18 protein-coding genes and 1 pseudogene are annotated in these 15,937 nt (G+C 38.4%); 13 read left to right on the forward strand and 6 right to left on the reverse strand.

Annotated elements, in window-relative coordinates; translation table 11 throughout:
* Positions 1-248: 248 nt before the first annotated feature.
* Positions 249-398: a YjcZ family sporulation protein gene (locus EDD69_RS13615; RefSeq protein WP_132949461.1), complete on the reverse strand. Its 150-nt coding sequence runs from the start codon at positions 396-398 to the stop codon at positions 249-251.
* Between the two features lie 306 nt (positions 399-704).
* A complete protein-coding gene (locus EDD69_RS13620; protein WP_132949462.1) occupies positions 705-971 on the reverse strand; it encodes a hypothetical protein in 267 nt (88 codons plus the stop codon).
* 182 nt (positions 972-1,153) lie between these two features.
* On the opposite strand from EDD69_RS13620, the gene EDD69_RS13625 reads away from it, so the two are divergent.
* The 6 genes from EDD69_RS13625 to EDD69_RS13650 all read left to right on the forward strand — a co-directional run bounded on the left by EDD69_RS13625 (position 1,154) and on the right by EDD69_RS13650 (position 6,580).
* Positions 1,154-2,038 (forward strand): YitT family protein, encoded by an 885-nt coding sequence (locus tag EDD69_RS13625; RefSeq protein WP_132949463.1) that lies wholly within the window; start codon positions 1,154-1,156, stop codon positions 2,036-2,038.
* A gap of 468 nt (positions 2,039-2,506) precedes the next feature.
* The gene (locus EDD69_RS13630) at positions 2,507-2,812 is read left to right on the forward strand and encodes a hypothetical protein (protein ID WP_132949464.1); all 306 of its coding nucleotides are present in this window, start codon (positions 2,507-2,509) and stop codon (positions 2,810-2,812) included.
* A gap of 138 nt (positions 2,813-2,950) precedes the next feature.
* A complete protein-coding gene (locus EDD69_RS13635) occupies positions 2,951-4,087 on the forward strand; it encodes a GAF domain-containing sensor histidine kinase (protein ID WP_132949465.1) in 1,137 nt (378 codons plus the stop codon).
* Positions 4,084-4,719 carry a response regulator gene (locus EDD69_RS13640; protein ID WP_132949466.1) on the forward strand — a complete coding sequence of 212 codons (636 nt, stop codon included), beginning with the start codon at positions 4,084-4,086 and terminating at the stop codon, positions 4,717-4,719. The genes EDD69_RS13635 and EDD69_RS13640 overlap by 4 nt, the downstream gene beginning before the upstream one ends.
* A gap of 114 nt (positions 4,720-4,833) precedes the next feature.
* A complete protein-coding gene (locus EDD69_RS13645) occupies positions 4,834-5,364 on the forward strand; it encodes an NADPH-dependent FMN reductase (protein ID WP_132949467.1) in 531 nt (176 codons plus the stop codon).
* On the forward strand, positions 5,357-6,580 hold the full coding sequence (locus tag EDD69_RS13650; protein WP_132949468.1) for an MFS transporter: 1,224 nt from the start codon (positions 5,357-5,359) through the stop codon (positions 6,578-6,580). Before EDD69_RS13645 ends, EDD69_RS13650 begins: the two co-directional genes overlap by 8 nt.
* A 72-nt stretch (positions 6,581-6,652) precedes the next feature.
* Here EDD69_RS13650 and EDD69_RS13655 read toward each other — a convergent pair.
* Both EDD69_RS13655 and EDD69_RS13660 read right to left on the reverse strand, forming a co-directional pair.
* A pseudogene (locus EDD69_RS13655) lies at positions 6,653-6,763 on the reverse strand (YhdB family protein); the annotation flags it as partial.
* Positions 6,764-6,849: 86 nt separating this feature from the next.
* On the reverse strand, positions 6,850-7,554 hold the full coding sequence (locus tag EDD69_RS13660) for a DUF421 domain-containing protein (RefSeq protein ID WP_132949469.1): 705 nt from the start codon (positions 7,552-7,554) through the stop codon (positions 6,850-6,852).
* A gap of 213 nt (positions 7,555-7,767) precedes the next feature.
* On the opposite strand from EDD69_RS13660, the gene EDD69_RS13665 reads away from it, so the two are divergent.
* Complete coding sequence (locus EDD69_RS13665; protein WP_165871801.1) at positions 7,768-8,652, forward strand: CPBP family intramembrane glutamic endopeptidase; 885 nt, start codon at positions 7,768-7,770, stop codon at positions 8,650-8,652.
* A gap of 161 nt (positions 8,653-8,813) precedes the next feature.
* Here EDD69_RS13665 and EDD69_RS13670 read toward each other — a convergent pair whose 3' ends face one another.
* Positions 8,814-9,263, reverse strand: coding sequence for a ferritin-like domain-containing protein (locus EDD69_RS13670; protein ID WP_132949471.1), 450 nt, complete (start codon positions 9,261-9,263; stop codon positions 8,814-8,816).
* Positions 9,264-9,421: 158 nt separating this feature from the next.
* Positions 9,422-10,210, reverse strand: a complete 789-nt coding sequence (locus EDD69_RS13675) for a GNAT family N-acetyltransferase (protein ID WP_132949472.1) — start codon at positions 10,208-10,210, stop codon at positions 9,422-9,424.
* 305 nt (positions 10,211-10,515) lie between these two features.
* On the opposite strand from EDD69_RS13675, the gene EDD69_RS15720 reads away from it, so the two are divergent.
* The 6 genes from EDD69_RS15720 (at position 10,516) to EDD69_RS13700 (ending at position 15,936) form a co-directional block, all read left to right on the forward strand.
* Complete coding sequence (locus EDD69_RS15720; RefSeq protein WP_279388155.1) at positions 10,516-10,641, forward strand: hypothetical protein; 126 nt, start codon at positions 10,516-10,518, stop codon at positions 10,639-10,641.
* Between the two features lie 231 nt (positions 10,642-10,872).
* Complete coding sequence (locus EDD69_RS13680) at positions 10,873-12,369, forward strand: flavin monoamine oxidase family protein (RefSeq protein ID WP_132949473.1); 1,497 nt, start codon at positions 10,873-10,875, stop codon at positions 12,367-12,369.
* Positions 12,370-12,502: 133 nt separating this feature from the next.
* Positions 12,503-13,183 (forward strand): hypothetical protein, encoded by a 681-nt coding sequence (locus tag EDD69_RS13685; protein ID WP_243643127.1) that lies wholly within the window; start codon positions 12,503-12,505, stop codon positions 13,181-13,183.
* A 218-nt stretch (positions 13,184-13,401) separates the two neighbouring features.
* A complete protein-coding gene (locus EDD69_RS13690) occupies positions 13,402-13,926 on the forward strand; it encodes a GNAT family N-acetyltransferase (protein WP_243643128.1) in 525 nt (174 codons plus the stop codon).
* Between the two features lie 201 nt (positions 13,927-14,127).
* The gene (locus tag EDD69_RS13695; RefSeq protein ID WP_132949474.1) at positions 14,128-14,364 is read left to right on the forward strand and encodes a hypothetical protein; all 237 of its coding nucleotides are present in this window, start codon (positions 14,128-14,130) and stop codon (positions 14,362-14,364) included.
* Positions 14,365-14,607: 243 nt separating this feature from the next.
* Positions 14,608-15,936, forward strand: coding sequence for an FAD-binding oxidoreductase (locus EDD69_RS13700; RefSeq protein WP_424565369.1), 1,329 nt, complete (start codon positions 14,608-14,610; stop codon positions 15,934-15,936).
* The last annotated feature ends 1 nt before the right edge of the window (position 15,937 follow it).

Consider the following 15,937-nt stretch of genomic DNA (forward strand, 5'->3'; position numbering starts at 1 on the left):
TTCCTATTGCCTTTTTTTGGTCATTAATAGGGTATCCAATTTGATTGTGGGGTATACCGCTTCAGCCATGGTTAATTGATTTTCACAGAAAAAAGAAGGCAGAGACCTGAAGTGACCCCTGTCAAGTAGACAGGGGTCACTTCGCTTTGAGTAGGCTCTTTTTTGTGTGTCTTGTTCAATCGTGGTACTCGTAGTTCGACAATTAACGGGAAGGGGGGAGCATTTTAGCAATTCTCAAACTGGGAGTATCAAAATCCAAATCCCCATCCTGGTCCATAACCACCAAAGCCATATCCTCTCCCGTAACCACCAAAGCAACCACAACCAACAATGATTAATAAGATGAACAGAACGACGATAAATGCAAGGCCAGAACCTGCATATCCTCCAGCACTCATTTAATTACACCTCCATTTATTTGACTTCAGTTTATAATATAGGATTTTTTATCAGTTTGATTGGGCTTACATGATTTTCTGTGAATGCTGATTATTTGTTCAGTTGAACAAGAAAATTAACATAAACCAGAGACGTTAAAAAAGGGCGGAGTAAGACTCTTGTCTTCTTGACCATGTGACCACCAATTGACCACAAGTATTATAAAAAATAATGAAGATGTATGGTTTTGTACAATGTTTGAGTTAGTTAAATCACTTGAATTAAGCGCAAAATAAATGAATTTGTTAAAATGCGAAAGTCGTTAATCAAGCGGGTGATGTAAACGTAAAAGCGCAACAACCTTGATAGATCAAGGGGTTGCGCTTTATTTTTTGGGGTTTGACCACTTTACGCCGATCGAGAAAAACATCAAGATGATCGATATATATATATATATATGATAAGTTTAATTTTTCGACATGAACAAGCTTTTCTGCCACTCTCCCGAACGAAAACGCCATCAGACAAATGAATTTGTCTGCCATGCGTTTTACGTTCGGAATCGGCATGCTTCTAGCATGCTTGGGCGGCAAGAAAAATCTTGCCGCCTATGGCAGAAAAGCGGTCTTCTATTCATGATGAGATATGTCGGAAACTCAACTTGAGTCTATATAGAATTTAAACGCGCGTACGTTCTTCAACAATATTTCATGTGTTTTTGTTATAATTTTATTATAATGAAATACATAGAATTCTATAGAAAGGGGGAAAACCATTGAATGAATTGAGCAAGGTGCAGGTTCAGCATCAACGGTTATCTACAGCAAAAATCATTAAAAGGGCAACGGCTATTTTTATCGGGGCTGTTCTAATGGCAGTAGGACTTGAAATCTTTTTAGTCCCTAATAATGTTATCGATGGGGGCATTACAGGTATTTCAATTATGCTTTCGCATATGACAGGTTTTCGTCTCGGAATCTTTATTTTTCTTTTAAACCTTCCGTTCTTTTTTATGGGTTATAAGCAAATTGGAAAAACTTTTGCGATTTCTACATTGTTTGGAATTACCGTTTTATCCATTTTTACCTCTCTGTTTCACCCTGTTCCTGCTTTCACCGAAGACATTTTATTAGCCACCATTTTTGGAGGAATGGTTCTTGGTATGGGGGTAGGTCTTGTCATTCGATATGGTGGCGCATTGGATGGCACTGAAATACTCGCTATACTCATGACGAAAAAACTTCCTTTCTCCGTTGGCGAGATCATTATGTTTTTTAATATCTTCATTCTAGGTGCTGCTGGATTTGTCTTCACTTGGGATCGAGCGATGTATTCGATTTTGGCCTATGCGATCGCTTTTAAAACGATTGACGTTGTCATTAAAGGATTGGATGAATCGAAGTCGGCATGGATTATTAGCGATAATGCTAAAGCCATTGGGGAGGCTATTATGAATCGCTTAGGTCGTGGGGTTACGTATTTGAGCGGAGAAGGAGCCTTCTCTGGTGACGATAAAAAAGTGATCTTTTGTGTTATCACACGTCTTGAGGAAGCAAAACTGAAAGAAATTGTCGAAGAAAATGACCCAAATGCTTTTTTAGCGATAGCCGATATGGCTGAGGTGCGTGGTGGACGATTTAAGAAAAGAGATATTCATTGATATGATCCCTACAGGTAGACAGTAAAACAAAGAGAACATTTGACATGATGTTCTTAAGAGTCTACCTGGGAGGGGATTTTTTATGGCTTTTAACACATCCTACGGGAAAGGCGCTTTTTTGTTATGAGCACATTGTATTTCATTGATTAATCAACACGCCTGCGGTAAACTAAAACTAAATAAAAATAAATGGATTTTTTTCTAAAAATTGTTGTTATTGGCATAAAGGGAATGAAAAGGAGAGGGATTGCTTTGTTAAATATAATAATAGGGATTGTAATTTTACTTGTAGGATTGTATTTGATGTTTAGATTTTTTGGAAGTTTACCTAGCTTAAAAAAACGAGATGAACACAACAAAAACAATCCCATGGATGATGTTATCTACCCACCTAATAGTGGAGGATATTAGACTTTTTAGTCGACAACAAACGATAACAGGACAAAAATAAAAAGTTGGTGAACGATTGTGAATCATCGATATGATGAGTCGTCCTCATCTTTTGATTATAAGACATATACACCGCAACATAGGGATGTTGTTATCTGTTTTGATGGATCTGTATTTTTGATCACAAACGGAAAATTATTTGGTCCGACTGCATACGTTCTTGCAGGCTCAACTTCTGATCAAACGATGATATTTTTAAAGTATCAAGGCATGAGCCTCGAAGAAGTAGTCAGCATGATCCATAAAAATCATGGAATACAAAAAGTTGAAAGGGGATTCAAAAGCATAATAAAAAATATGATCAAGCCAACAATCGGTTTTTGATTGAAACGTGATATAGATTTGTTTCAAAATGTAAACCAAGTGATGTAAAACGAAAGAGACAATGCCGATCGCGGTATTGTCTTTTTCTGTACATGATTTTTCAAGAATATTCTTACTAAAAAGGGGACGGAAGAACCGGTGAGAAATGAAAAACAGCGAATACAGGAGTTGCAAACATTAAAAACGATTGCGGAAACGTTAAATGAAGCGAACGATTTAGAGGAAATGCTGCATACGGTGTTAAAACAACTCATGCATGTGACACAGTTAGAATGTGGATGGATTTTTTTAATCGATGAAAAGGGAGCCTATTCCCTTGTCGCAGATCATGAGTTGCCTCCAGCGCTCATATGGGAGAACAAAAAACCGATGTGCGAAGGGGATTGCTGGTGTTTAAACCGCTATAACGATGGACGATTAGAGAGAGCAGTGAATATTATTGAATGCAAGCGTTTAGAAGATGCAATGGAAGAAAAATGGGGAGATACGAAAGGAATTACTCATCATGCGACCGTTCCTTTGCGTGCGGGTGATGAAAAGTTTGGGTTATTAAATGTGGCTTCACCGAATAAAACCTATTTTACAAATGAAGAACTTGCCTTGCTTGAATCCGTAGCGTTTCAAATTGGGACGGCAATCAAGCGGATTAAGCTCGTCGAAAACGAACAAAAATTAGCGCTTTTAGCGGAAAGGAACCGGTTGGCGCGCGACTTGCATGATTCCGTGAACCAATTGCTTTTTTCGCTCATGCTTACAGCGCGCGGAGCGAAGGAAATGACGACGGATGAACAGATGCAGGAGACATTGGATTATATTCAACAATTAGCCCAAGAAGCGCTTCAAGAAATGCGCTCATTAATTTGGCAGCTTCGTCCGCAAGGGTTGGAAAACGGGGTAGCCAGCGCGTTAATGAATTATGGAAACATGTTAGGGCTAAACGTAGAGATGGACATTCAAGGTGTCATTGATTTGCCAAATGATGTCGAAGAATGCTTATGGCGTGTTGGTCAAGAAGCGCTCAATAACTGTAAAAAACATGCGGGAGTTTCAACGGTATCCATTTTCATTGCTGTGAAAAATAAGCAAGTTAAAATGAAAATTACAGATAAAGGCTGCGGTTTTAATTACAGGGATGAAGAAATGCCGTCTCTTGGGCTAAAAAGCATGAAAGAACGAATCGAAGCCATGAATGGTACTTTTCATATAAAAAGCGCGATCGGCAAAGGAACAACCGTTCAAACGTTGATTCCATTGAAAGGAGAGAGAGCAAAATGACGATCAAAGTGTTGATTGCGGATGACCATCATGTCGTTCGCCGAGGGTTGGTCTTTTTTCTAAAAACACAACAAGATCTGGAAATTGTCGGCGAAGCGGCAAATGGCGAAGAGGCGTTAGCGCTCGTTGGGAAACTTCAACCCGATGTGGTTCTCATGGATTTAGTCATGCCGGTAATGGACGGAATTGAAGCGACAAAGAAAATAAAAGAGCGGTTTTCTCATACAAAAATACTGATTTTGACAAGTTTTGCCGATCAAGATCACGTGATTCCTGCCATTCGCGCCGGCGCATCAGGGTATCAGTTAAAGGATATTGAACCCGATCAGCTTGTCGAAGCGATTAAATCTGTATATAGAGGAGAAAGCCAGCTTCATCCAAAGGTGACTTCCCATGTGATCACGCATTTATCTCAAGGGGACAAAGAAGAGAAGTTATTAGAGGAATTAACAAAGCGTGAAACAGAAGTATTGGCGGAAATCGCAAAAGGAAAAAGCAATAAAGAAATCGCAGCGTCATTAATGATTACGGAAAAAACGGTGAAAACGCATGTATCCAATATTTTAGCGAAGTTAAACTTAGCTGACCGCACGCAAGCGGCTCTCTATGCGGTTAAACATCTCAGACTTTAGTCTGAAAAAAGCTGTGGCTATTTTCGTAGGAAAAGTTCACTCCATTCGCCGATTTGTGCGGGATCCGTATTGTCTACAATAGAAATAGAAAAAACAAATGAAGGAGAGATTCAAATGAATATGGTTGTCATCAATGGAAGTCCGCGCAAATCGGGAAGAACAGGTATGGTTGCGAGATGGATTGCTTCACAATACGGAGCGAAGTTAATCGATTTAAGCGAAGGAACATTGCCTCTTTACAACGGAGAAGATCGTCAGGATTTGTTACAGTCTGTAAAACAGTTGCGAAAAGCGATTCAAGAGGCAGATGGCGTGATTCTCTGCTCCCCTGAGTATCACAACGCCATGAGCGGAGCGTTGAAAAATGCCCTTGATTTTCTAGGAAGTGACGAATTTAAACATAAACCTGTCGCATTGATTGCGGTTGGCGGAGGCGGCAAAGGCGGGATCAACGCGCTAAATAACATGCGCATCGTGATGAGAGGTGTTTATGCGAATGCCATTCCTCGGCAGCTTGTGCTAGATCCGTCTTGCTTTGTTAGCGGCACATTAACAGAAACAGCGGCCCAGCAAGTAGAAGGAGTGATTTCAGAGTTAAAACGCTACATGAAAGCATTTGAAATGTTGAAGGTGCAATATGAGTAGCCTTTATCGTGACAGACGTTTATATCATTTGCTCATCGCTAACACCTTTTCATCCGTCGGGACGGGAATGACCCTGCTGTCGATTCCATGGCTGCTAATTCAAAAAAGCGGCGGGGAAACGTTATTTGGTTACATTACCTTAACCATGACCATCATGATGTTCATTCTTACGCCTTATACTGGAGTGATGATTGATCGTTTTTCAAGAAAGGCGATATTGCTTGCAGGAGAGGCAATTGGTTTTACAATCACCGTCGCTTTTGCTTTCATGGGATTTGCGGGAATAGAGTATCAAATATGGCATTTAGCGATTTTATACGCAAGCGGCGTTCTCTATTATTTTCTCTTTTATCCGACGTTGTTTGCGTTAAATCAAGAATTATTTGACCGCAGCCAATATAAACAGTTGAACGGAATCTTGGAGATTCAAGGACAGCTTGCCACCGTTTTGTCCGGCGGAATCGCAAGTATACTAATGGCAAAAGTGGCTCTTCATTGGATTTTGTTATTCGATGTATGTACGTATTTGGTAGCGATTTATTGCTTATGGAAGATTCCATATCATCGCCAGCTTCGTTCTGTTCATCACGTTTCGTTTTGGCATAAAATGACGGAAGGTTATCGTTATATGCGTGCTTATCCATCATTATTTTGGTTTTTGCTTGCTTCGTTTATGCCGTTTATCGGTGTGATGATGACGAACTACCTTCATCCGATTTATATATCAACCGTGCTGAAAGAAGACGGTTCGGTGTATGGAACACAAAGCATGATGTATGGGTTTGGCGCGGCGTTTGCCGGTTTGGTCATTCCATTTGTCATTAAGCGAATCGGAAATGAAGCTGCAATTGTCATGAATGTAGGGATTTATACAATAGCGATCACGATGTTTCTTGCTTTTCAACATACCCTCATTTTCTACATGCTTGTGGTTTGTATGGCATTCGGCAATGCAGGAACGAGAGTCGCACGCAGTTCATTGATGATGGAACTCATTCCGAATGATAAAATCGGCCGTGTCGACAGCTTGTTTCGCGCTGTTGGTTTGATGATTCGCGTTTTGTTGTTATCCGTTTTCACGGGTGCGGTCTCGTTGGAAAGCGTCATGATCCCATATGCCATTTTAAGTGCGGTATTATTTGTTTCGCTGCTAACGGTATTGGGGTTAATGAAAAACGTGAAAAAAGAGGAAACCAATATGTCACAAGCGATGTAAGAGGCTGACTCATGATGATTTCTGATCATGTCCAAATGAAGGGAGCTGGCTCATTTTTGAGTCTGCCTCTTTTCATTTTGTTGAGTAGTGTCCATTCATCTCTAGCGCATGATCAATATAGCGAAGCAGAGCGGTTAAGCGCTTTTCGATGACAGAATCATCATGTTCGAAGTTATGAAGGAACAATGTATTAAAGCTTTTTAAACAGATAGAGCACTTTAACTGATCGATGAGAATACGAAGCTAATACGCTTGACAGTCATTCCGGTTTATTGGTACAAAAAGATTTTTAAGTTCTCGTTATCATCAATCGTCGCTAACAAAATGTCGTTGATGTCCGCATTGTATGTTATTTTGATTCTGTTTTTCAGCCACATTTCGTCTTTGCCGATTTGATTTAATTCATTAAGATTAATTTTCCCTTCTTTAATGATTGTTCTGGGAAAAGCAAACGGTTTTGCCGCTAACTGCATATCCGCTGGGGTTAGCGCTTGATGTTGGGGATTTAAAAAAAACGAAATCGTGCCATCTGGCTCCCATAATGCAAGAGCAATCTTTTGAACATCTTCGATTTTTTCTTTTCTTAATTCTGATAATAGAAAATCAATGGATACTCTTGCTTTGGCTAAGTTTTTATAAACGATTTGCCCACTTTTGATAATGGGAAAGGGAGAAGGCTCCAGCCAATTTCTAAATTTGCCCCATTTTAGACTCAAAAATACACCAACGGTATATAAACTAACCAATACCGCCATCGTTGTCATCGATCCCTTCAGTCCCAATTGCTCGTCAGATAAAGGGTGGGCAATAATGTTTCCAAGCAATAAAGCCATCATAAAATCAAGCAGTCTTAACTGAGAAATGGATCGTTGCCCCATGATTTTAGCCGCAAAGAGTAAAAAGAAAAAAGCAACAATGGCTCTTAAGATCCACTGAATGGCAGTAAGCGATTCCTGGCCATGAAAAAAATCCATCTACATTCACGTCCTCAGTTTTGATCATATAGGAATTTCATCCATTGTTATTATTGCCTGCAAATCCATGATTATGAGGAGGAAGTAACAAACCAATCGAACCATGGTATACAAAAAAGACCGAAATAGATAAAATTATTACTATAATGATTAGAGGATACTATGTTCAATATAAGAGCATACATGATGAATTATATTAGAAGGAGTGGGGATATGAAGCCAAGTTTTATTCATCCTGAATTAGGAAAAAATAGTCATCTTCGTTATTTTTCTTCTTTTTTATTAATTTTATTGTTTCTGATCGTAATCGGAGGTTTTATGTATATATTTTCCATTCTGATTACAGACAGTATCAATCCAAAAATAGTAGATGAAGAATTAAGACTAAAAGATTCATTGGTGGATTTGTTTTTATCTCCTATTACGAATGTTTTTTGGATTTTGGGTATATGGATTTCGGCAAAAACAATACATAAACGTTCACTCATTTCATTTATTACTCCTTATCAGAAAATCAATTGGAAGCGGGTGTTTTTTGGATTTATTGTCTTTTTCGCACTATTATCTATCAGTCAAATTGTTGATTTTATTTTGTTTCCTGAAGATTATAAATGGAATGATTTTGATCCCTCTCGCTTTATTTGGTTACTCGTGGCTGCTATTTTCCTTGTTCCTATTCAAACTACTTCAGAAGAGTTATTTTTCAGAGGATTTTTACTGCAATGGATAGGAAAACTAATCAAACAACCAATTTTACTAGCCATGATCGTAGGATTGATCTTTGCAGCGTTACATTTTGGTAACCCTGAGATGTCAATTGGAGCATTATGGGTAGGACTAGATTATATTTTCACTGGATTCATATGGACATACATCGCTATTCGAACCAATAGTGCTGAATTCACGATTGGTGCTCATGCCGCAAACAATATGTTTTTATGTATCTTTTTAACATATGAAAACAGTTTATTCGAAAATCTTCCTTCTTTATTCGTTTTAACCGATGTAAATGGTATGATTTCTACTATTTATTCGATTATTACATCTACACTGCTTTTTATTATAGCTATTCACTACCATAATAAAAAAGCAATATAGTGAAATAACGAATAAAAGGTAAGCAAACATATTGAACATGGCTAATATGTGCTTACCTTTATTTTTTAGATTTATAACATAAACCGATCTTTTTTTGTATGTCTTGTTCAAGATCGCCTTCTGGTGAGTAAAGAACAAATAGTGAACAGAAAACATCAATCCTATTTTCTGTGGCTCTGTTTTGAAAAATAGTATAGGAACCAAACGGCATGATTTTGTTCATCTGCCGCTGCTCTACGAAAAACTTCTTTTATATATTGATTATTTGTTTCTTCCGCGATATCTAAATAAAAATCAACGGTTTCTTGCTCATCTTTTAGAGCAAATTCTAGTCCTGCTAAATACGTGTTAGGACATTCTTCTATTATTTTTGGTTGAGGTTGTCTTCCGGTTAGACTTACGTAAATCTGACCAAATTGTTGAAAGTGTTTCATTTCATCTTGGCGAATTTCAAGGATTTGCTTTCGTTCTTCCGCTGTGGGAGCCAAATTAGCTAATTTAGCATAACACTGTATGGCACTATACTCTCCATTAATTGCTTTTTCAATGTCACGAATCAATTTTTCAGATTGCCTGTAAATCATATTGTTATTATTTAAATAAGGGTACACGCGATAGTCCTCCTCGTTCAAAGTTATAATATTTTATGGGAAATATAGGCGCGATGTGCAAGTCCATATATGTCGTTTTTAGAATGAAACAAAAAAAGCCGTATTGGACATATTAAGCCAATCGGCCGGAGCATGGTACGCAAAGTTGCCGAATGATTTCATTTAGTTTTTCTAACAAAGATCGAATATTCTGCTGGGTGATCGAACCCTAATTTTTCTGCTAACTTGATTGAGGCTAAGTTATGAACGTCACAGTCCCATCTGGGAATAAAACCATTTTGTAAGCAATGATCAATAAATGCCTTAGCGGTCACAAAAGCGAAACCATTTCCTCTATATTCTTTGTTGGTTGCAATATCAATTTCAGCCATTGCATTCCCGACAAAGATCGATGTGCATTCACTCGCAACGGTTTCATTATGTAAAATACAATACCCAAAGCCATTCGCAAGAAAATTTGATACGGATCCCCAATATTCCTCATAGTAGGCTTGATTGAATTCAAGACTGTTTTTGATCGTATGTTCGTCTATTCTTTTTACGTTAAACTCGTTGGGAATTTGCAATTGTTCAGAAGAGTATTGATTCGGATTAAAAGAAAAAGAGTATCTTTTCATTGGGACTGTTTCATCTTCAAACAGTTTATTGATGACTTCATCCCATCTTTTAGTGGACGAAAATAAAGTAAATCGAGCTTTCTTGTCCTTTTTTTGATAAAACTCTTGGAACGCTTTATTAAAATGATGATTGGCTTCATCTCCAGCGATATAGTAAATACCGGAACTTGTTCCGATTAGTACGGTTTTCGGACATTCTAGGTTATCTACATAAACAACTCCAGAAATCATAGAATATAAGACAGAGTAAGCGAATGTTGGACAAGTCTTTCCATGATCATTGATTAACGGTAATACTTTTTTATATTCGCTATCTTTTAATTTTTCCAATTCAATTCACCATCCATATTGGTAAAAATTGATTACTTTTCTCTTTTTCTTTTTCTTAATTATACATAAAATATAAAGTGTGTGATTCATTTTTACATATTTGTTAAATGAAGTAACGGAAACGGCTTCAGCGAATGGCTCAATTATACATAATGTATCTTGATGTAAATCTGATATGAATAGGGGATGCAACTAAAGTTCTCGAGCATTGTTTTTCCGTATATATAGATTCAAGTTGAGTTTCCGACATATCTTTATCGTCACGATAGAAGACCGCTTTTCTGCCATAGGCGGCAAGATTTTTCTTGCCGCCCCGGCATGCTAGAAGCATGCCGATTCCGAACGTAAAACGCATGACAGACAAATTTATTTGTCTGATGGCGTTTTCGTTCGGAGAAGTGGCAGAAAAGTTGTTCATGTCGGAAAATTAAGCTTATCATATATAGATCCGGAAATCAGTTTTTCATACCAAGCATAAACCTTTTTTAGAGCAGTAGAATCAGTATATCCAAGATTTATAGATTTCATGCACAGTGTTAAAAGGAGTTGCATACATGCGGCTCCTTTTTTTAGCATAACAGTACTTTCCAGCTGAATAAGATGACAGTAAGTCGTCTTTTTGTCAGCTCACGGTCTGATGAGCATTGTAAAGGAGGAAAAGTATGTCAAATTACGTATTTCCTCAGTTATCCTCTGATCAAATGATTTCGATCATTAGAAATGGACTCCCAAAGACCAAAATCCCCAAGAAGATCATCATTGTTGGCGCAGGGATGGCAGGGCTAGTTGCTGCCTCTTTGCTTAAGCAGGCTGGACACCATGTGACAATTCTTGAAGCTTCAGAAAGGGTGGGAGGAAGGATCTATACGCTGCGATCTGATTTTATGGATGGGCAGTATCTTGAAGCGGGTGCGATGCGTATTCCTCACACTCATTTGTTGACTTTGGAATATATAAGAAAATTCAACCTTCCAGTTAATCGGTTTATCAATGAGACTCCTAACGACATTATCTATGTGAGAGGAATTAAAACTCGTTTAAAGATATATAAAAAGAACCCTGACATTTTTGGTTTTCCCGTAGCCGTACATGAAAGAGGTAGAACCGCTACGGAATTGCTTCAATACGCAATTAAACCCGTGACAGATTTTATTAACCAAAACCCGCGAAAGAATTGGCCTTTGGTCGTAAAAGAATTTGATAAATACTCGATGGACGCTTATTTGAGATATAACCCGTTTGGAACCACGTTATCTACGGGTGCCATCGACTTGCTCAAAGTACTACTTACACTGGAAGGATTTCCGGAGCTTTCTTTCCTCGAACTTTTACGTGAACTATCGATCTTGTTTGCCCCTAATATTGAATTCTATGAGATCACGGGCGGTAACGATCAACTACCTAAAGCCTTTGTTTCTCAACTGAAAGAGAATATCCTGTTCGGACAAAAGATGACGAAAATTGTCCAGCACGACAACCAAGTAACTATTCATTTTCTTCATACAAAAATCTATGAGTCATTTCAAATCACCGGTGATCTTGCGATTGTGACCATTCCTTTTTCAATTTTACAATTTGTTGAGGTTGAACCGCGGGATTCTTTTTCTTTCAATAAATGGAAGGCAATTCAGCAGCTTCACTATGTGGGCTCTACAAAGACCGGCATCCAGTTTAAAAACAGGTTCTGGGAAAGGGAAGGTTTGTATGGTGGGAAAACCATTTCTGATCTCCCGAATACGTATACTCAATACCCGAGCTCTAATCTAGGTGCACCAGGTCCAGGTGTTGTTTTGGCTAGTTATACATGGGAGGATGATACGGTGCCTTGGGACAGTTTGAGCGATGAAAATCGCTTGGAATATGCATTAAGAAACTTGGCCGCCATCCATGGGAAACAGATATATCGTGAGTTTGAAACAGGAGCGAGCCACAGTTGGGTTCGATATCCGTATTCTGCTGGAGCTTTCACGATGTTTAAACCAGAACAGGCAATGGAACTAGCTCCCTATATTTCCACTCCTGAAGGAAGGGTTCATTTTGCTGGCGAACATGCCTCATCTACTCACGGTTGGATCCAAGGCGCAATCGAATCCGGAATACATGTTGCATATGAAGTGAATAACTTACCAAAAAATTCTGCAAGTCCTAATCAACGATAAAAAAGAGGGGAATGGTGTAAAAACATTCCCCTCTAAATTCGATAAAAACGGCACAAAAGATATAAAAGGGATTGAAAAAGTAGACAGGCAGCTTCAAAACGTGTTAAATACTTACGGGTCCTGGGATGAAGCTTTGAAAGATCATTGTTGGATTGTAATGGGAGACAACGGACAAGCTCCGATTGATGCCGATCGAAAAAAAGCATTAATTGACTTACGACAATTGCTTCGTTCTTATCGAGTGATGAAATTAAAAGAAGGGATAAAAGAAAATGATCAAATTGTGCTTGGCGTGAATGAGCGAATGGCGTTTATTTATTCATTGAATCCGAAGCATTTACCGCTTTCAGATCTAGCAAAAACGTTACAAAAGGACGATCGGATTGATGTCATTGCATGGAAAGAAGAAGAATCCGTCCATGTGATATCCCCTGCATACGATGGAGAGCTCCGTTTCAAAGTTGCCGGAGAATACATAGATGAATATGAACAATCCTGGTCTTTAACAGGTAATACAGACATTTTGAACCTTGAATTAAAAAATAACAAAATTCTTTACAATAACTATCCTGATGCGTTGGCTCGGTTATACAGCGCATTAACTTCCCATGAGGAAAATTATCTCGTTATAAGCGCAAAACCCGGATCTGAATTTATTGGCGAAGGTTCTCCGACTCATGTTGGAGGCGCAAGCCACGGAGGATTGCATAAACAGGATTCGCTGGTGCCGATGATTGTGACCGGAGTCGACTCCTCTCCCAAACATTTACGGATTGTCGATTTAAGGGATTGGATTTTATCGCTTATCGATTAATGCAGGTTTAACGATCCTTTTAGAAGTCGTTTACAATATTTCTAATCCTAGCATATAATCAATTGATCTTACATGAAAGGTGCTGGTGTTGATGATTGGAACATTCTCCTCTGAATTTGTTGATGACAAAAGCGCAAATGCAGGGAGAAATGAATAGATGTATTCCTGACCTCCCTGCATTCGTGTCCATCTTGAATACGAAAAAAGGAGGCTTTGCATTGAATTTTCACATTCGTTCAGAAAAAATTGATGATTACAAAGGGATAAGAGAAGTAAATATGCTCGCTTTTCATCGCGAAGATGAAGCAAAACTGGTGGAAGCGATTAGAGAATCAGAATATTTCATTCCTGAGCTTTCATTAGTCGCTGTTACAGATGAGCATGAAATCATCGGTCATATATTGTTTAGCGAAATTACACTCGAAACTGACAAAGGAAATCTTCCAACTTTGGCACTTGCGCCTATGGCCGTAAAACCGCAATATCAAAGACAAGGGATTGGTTCCAGGCTTGTAACCGAAGGATTGAAGGTTTGTAAGGATCTAGGATATAAACATGTTTTTGTTTTGGGGCATCTTGATTTTTATCCGCGATTTGGTTTCATTCCTGCCAAGACGTTTGGAATCGAATCGCCGTTTCCTGTACCAGATGAAGTTTTTATGGCTCTTGAGCTTGAACACCGATCACTTGATGGATTGACAGGGAAGATCAAATACCCGAAAGCATTTGATACCGTTTCTTAATCTGGAAAGGGTCATAAAAACGAAAGCGCAAAAACCTTGTTACAACAAGGATTTGCGCTTTTTTATCTTAAGTTCCATTCCTGATCGAGAGATATTCATCCTGCAAATTCTTGGTTAGTTTATATAGATTCAAGTTGAGTTTCCGACACATCACATCATGAATAGAAGACCGCTTTTCTGCCATAGGCGGCAAGATTTTTCTTGCCGCCCCGGCATGCTAGAAGCATGCCGATTCCGAACGTAAAACGCATGACAGACAAATTCATTTGTCTGATGGCGTTTTCGTTCGGAGAAGTGGCAGAAAAGCTTGTTTATGTCGGAAAATTAAGCTTATCATATATAGACAAACACACGCATCTCCTTCATTTCTCTTTCCCCATAAAATTAATTTCAACCATATTCACTTTACTGAAAGTGTTATATATTTTATACTATTAAAAAAATTCTTAAAATTAATTGAAAATTAATCAAATAAGTGATTAAATAATAAATAAAAATAAATGTAAATATATAACATATTAATGAAAATCGTGTTCAAACGATTTTCAAACAACGTTTGCATATGCATCGCCTAAAGCAACAAGTATATAACGTAAGCATTGTTCTATTGTATTTACTGTTATTTTTTTCACGAATAAAAGAAACAATGTTTCTTATTAAGAAACAAAAGGGGTGTTCGTATTGGTCGCAACAGAACTTTTAACAGAGTTAAAGTCTATTTTACCTGAAACACAAATGGAAGCGGGCGAAAGTGAAGGTCATCCGCTTGGGAATGGGGGCCGATTGATTGTCTATCCAAAATCAGAGGAAGAAATCGTAAACATCTTAAAATACGCCAATCAAAGCGGAAAAAAAATTTCAGTTATTGGAGGCGGAACGAAGAGGGGATTTGGCGGTCTAACTGAATCCGCTGATCTCTTGCTCTCATTAGCGAACTATAAAGGAATTGTCGAACATACAGTTGGAGATATGACAATAACCGTCAAGCCAGGCACACCCTTTCAAGAATTGCAAGCATATTTAGCGGAACATCATCAAAAAATTTCATTAGACCCTGCTTGGCCGGAATATGCAACAATAGGCGGAGTCATTGCGGCAAATGACAGCGGCCCCAAACGTTTTGGATATGGTTCTGCAAGAGATATAGTAATTGGAATGAGAGTCGTTTATCCGAATGGAACCGTGATTCGGACAGGTGGAAAAGTTGTAAAAAATGTGGCGGGTTATGATATGAACAAATTGTTTATCGGTTCAATGGGGACGCTAGGAGTGATATCGGAAGTAAGCATGAAGCTTCGTCCGCTTCCTAAATATGAAAGTCTTATTCTAGTATCCTTTGAGGAAGGAAATCTGGAGGAGGAAATTCGTTCATTTGTTGTTAGAATTTTAGATTCGATGCTGGAACCGACTTCCCTTGAACTATTAAGTCCATCTTTATCTGAAAGGCTAACGGGACAAAAACGTTATACATTGGCGATTAGTTTTGAGGATGTCGAAAGCTCGGTCCATTATCAAGAGGACTTTGTCAAGAGGATTCAACCTTCCAAAACGAAAATGACGATTTTACAACAAAAAGAAGCGCAGTCATTTTGGAATCAATTTTACAAAATCGGCCCGAATGGATTACAGCATACAGAGAATAAAGAAACACAAGCTGCCTTGAAAATAGGAGTGATCAACCTAGATGTTCTCAAAGTCATAAAAGAAAGCCAACTCATACAAGACTCTAATAACTTGTTGATTGAGGCGCATGGTGGATTAGGCCACGGGCTGTGTCAAGTATATTTAAAAGGTGCAAGCGAAGATATTTTATCGGCCATTCAAGATCTAAGAGATTTTGTTACACAGCTGGGTGGATACTTGGTTGTGAAACACTTGCCGCTTGCACTTCGTCAGAAAGTAGATGTTTGGGGAGAAAAACCATCGTATTTCTTCCTACTAGAAGGAATTAAGTCGAGGATAGATCCAAACAGAATTCTTAATCATAAACGGTTCGTAGGAGGGATATAAC

It is taken from the genome of Thermolongibacillus altinsuensis (genome assembly GCF_004341205.1).
GTDB classification, from domain to species: domain Bacteria; phylum Bacillota; class Bacilli; order Bacillales; family Anoxybacillaceae; genus Thermolongibacillus; species Thermolongibacillus altinsuensis.

What these genes read in the sequence shown, in the direction of transcription:
- EDD69_RS13615 (WP_132949461.1), bottom strand. Translation starts at nt 398, where the DNA reads ATGAGTGCTGGAGGATATGCAGGTTCTGGCCTTGCATTTATCGTCGTT.
- EDD69_RS13640 (WP_132949466.1), top strand. Translation starts at nt 4,084, where the DNA reads ATGACGATCAAAGTGTTGATTGCGGATGACCATCATGTCGTTCGCCGA.
- EDD69_RS13645 (WP_132949467.1), top strand. Translation starts at nt 4,834, where the DNA reads ATGAATATGGTTGTCATCAATGGAAGTCCGCGCAAATCGGGAAGAACA.
- EDD69_RS13650 (WP_132949468.1), top strand. Translation starts at nt 5,357, where the DNA reads ATGAGTAGCCTTTATCGTGACAGACGTTTATATCATTTGCTCATCGCT.
- EDD69_RS13660 (WP_132949469.1), bottom strand. Translation starts at nt 7,554, where the DNA reads ATGGATTTTTTTCATGGCCAGGAATCGCTTACTGCCATTCAGTGGATC.
- EDD69_RS13665 (WP_165871801.1), top strand. Translation starts at nt 7,768, where the DNA reads ATGAAGCCAAGTTTTATTCATCCTGAATTAGGAAAAAATAGTCATCTT.
- EDD69_RS13680 (WP_132949473.1), top strand. Translation starts at nt 10,873, where the DNA reads ATGTCAAATTACGTATTTCCTCAGTTATCCTCTGATCAAATGATTTCG.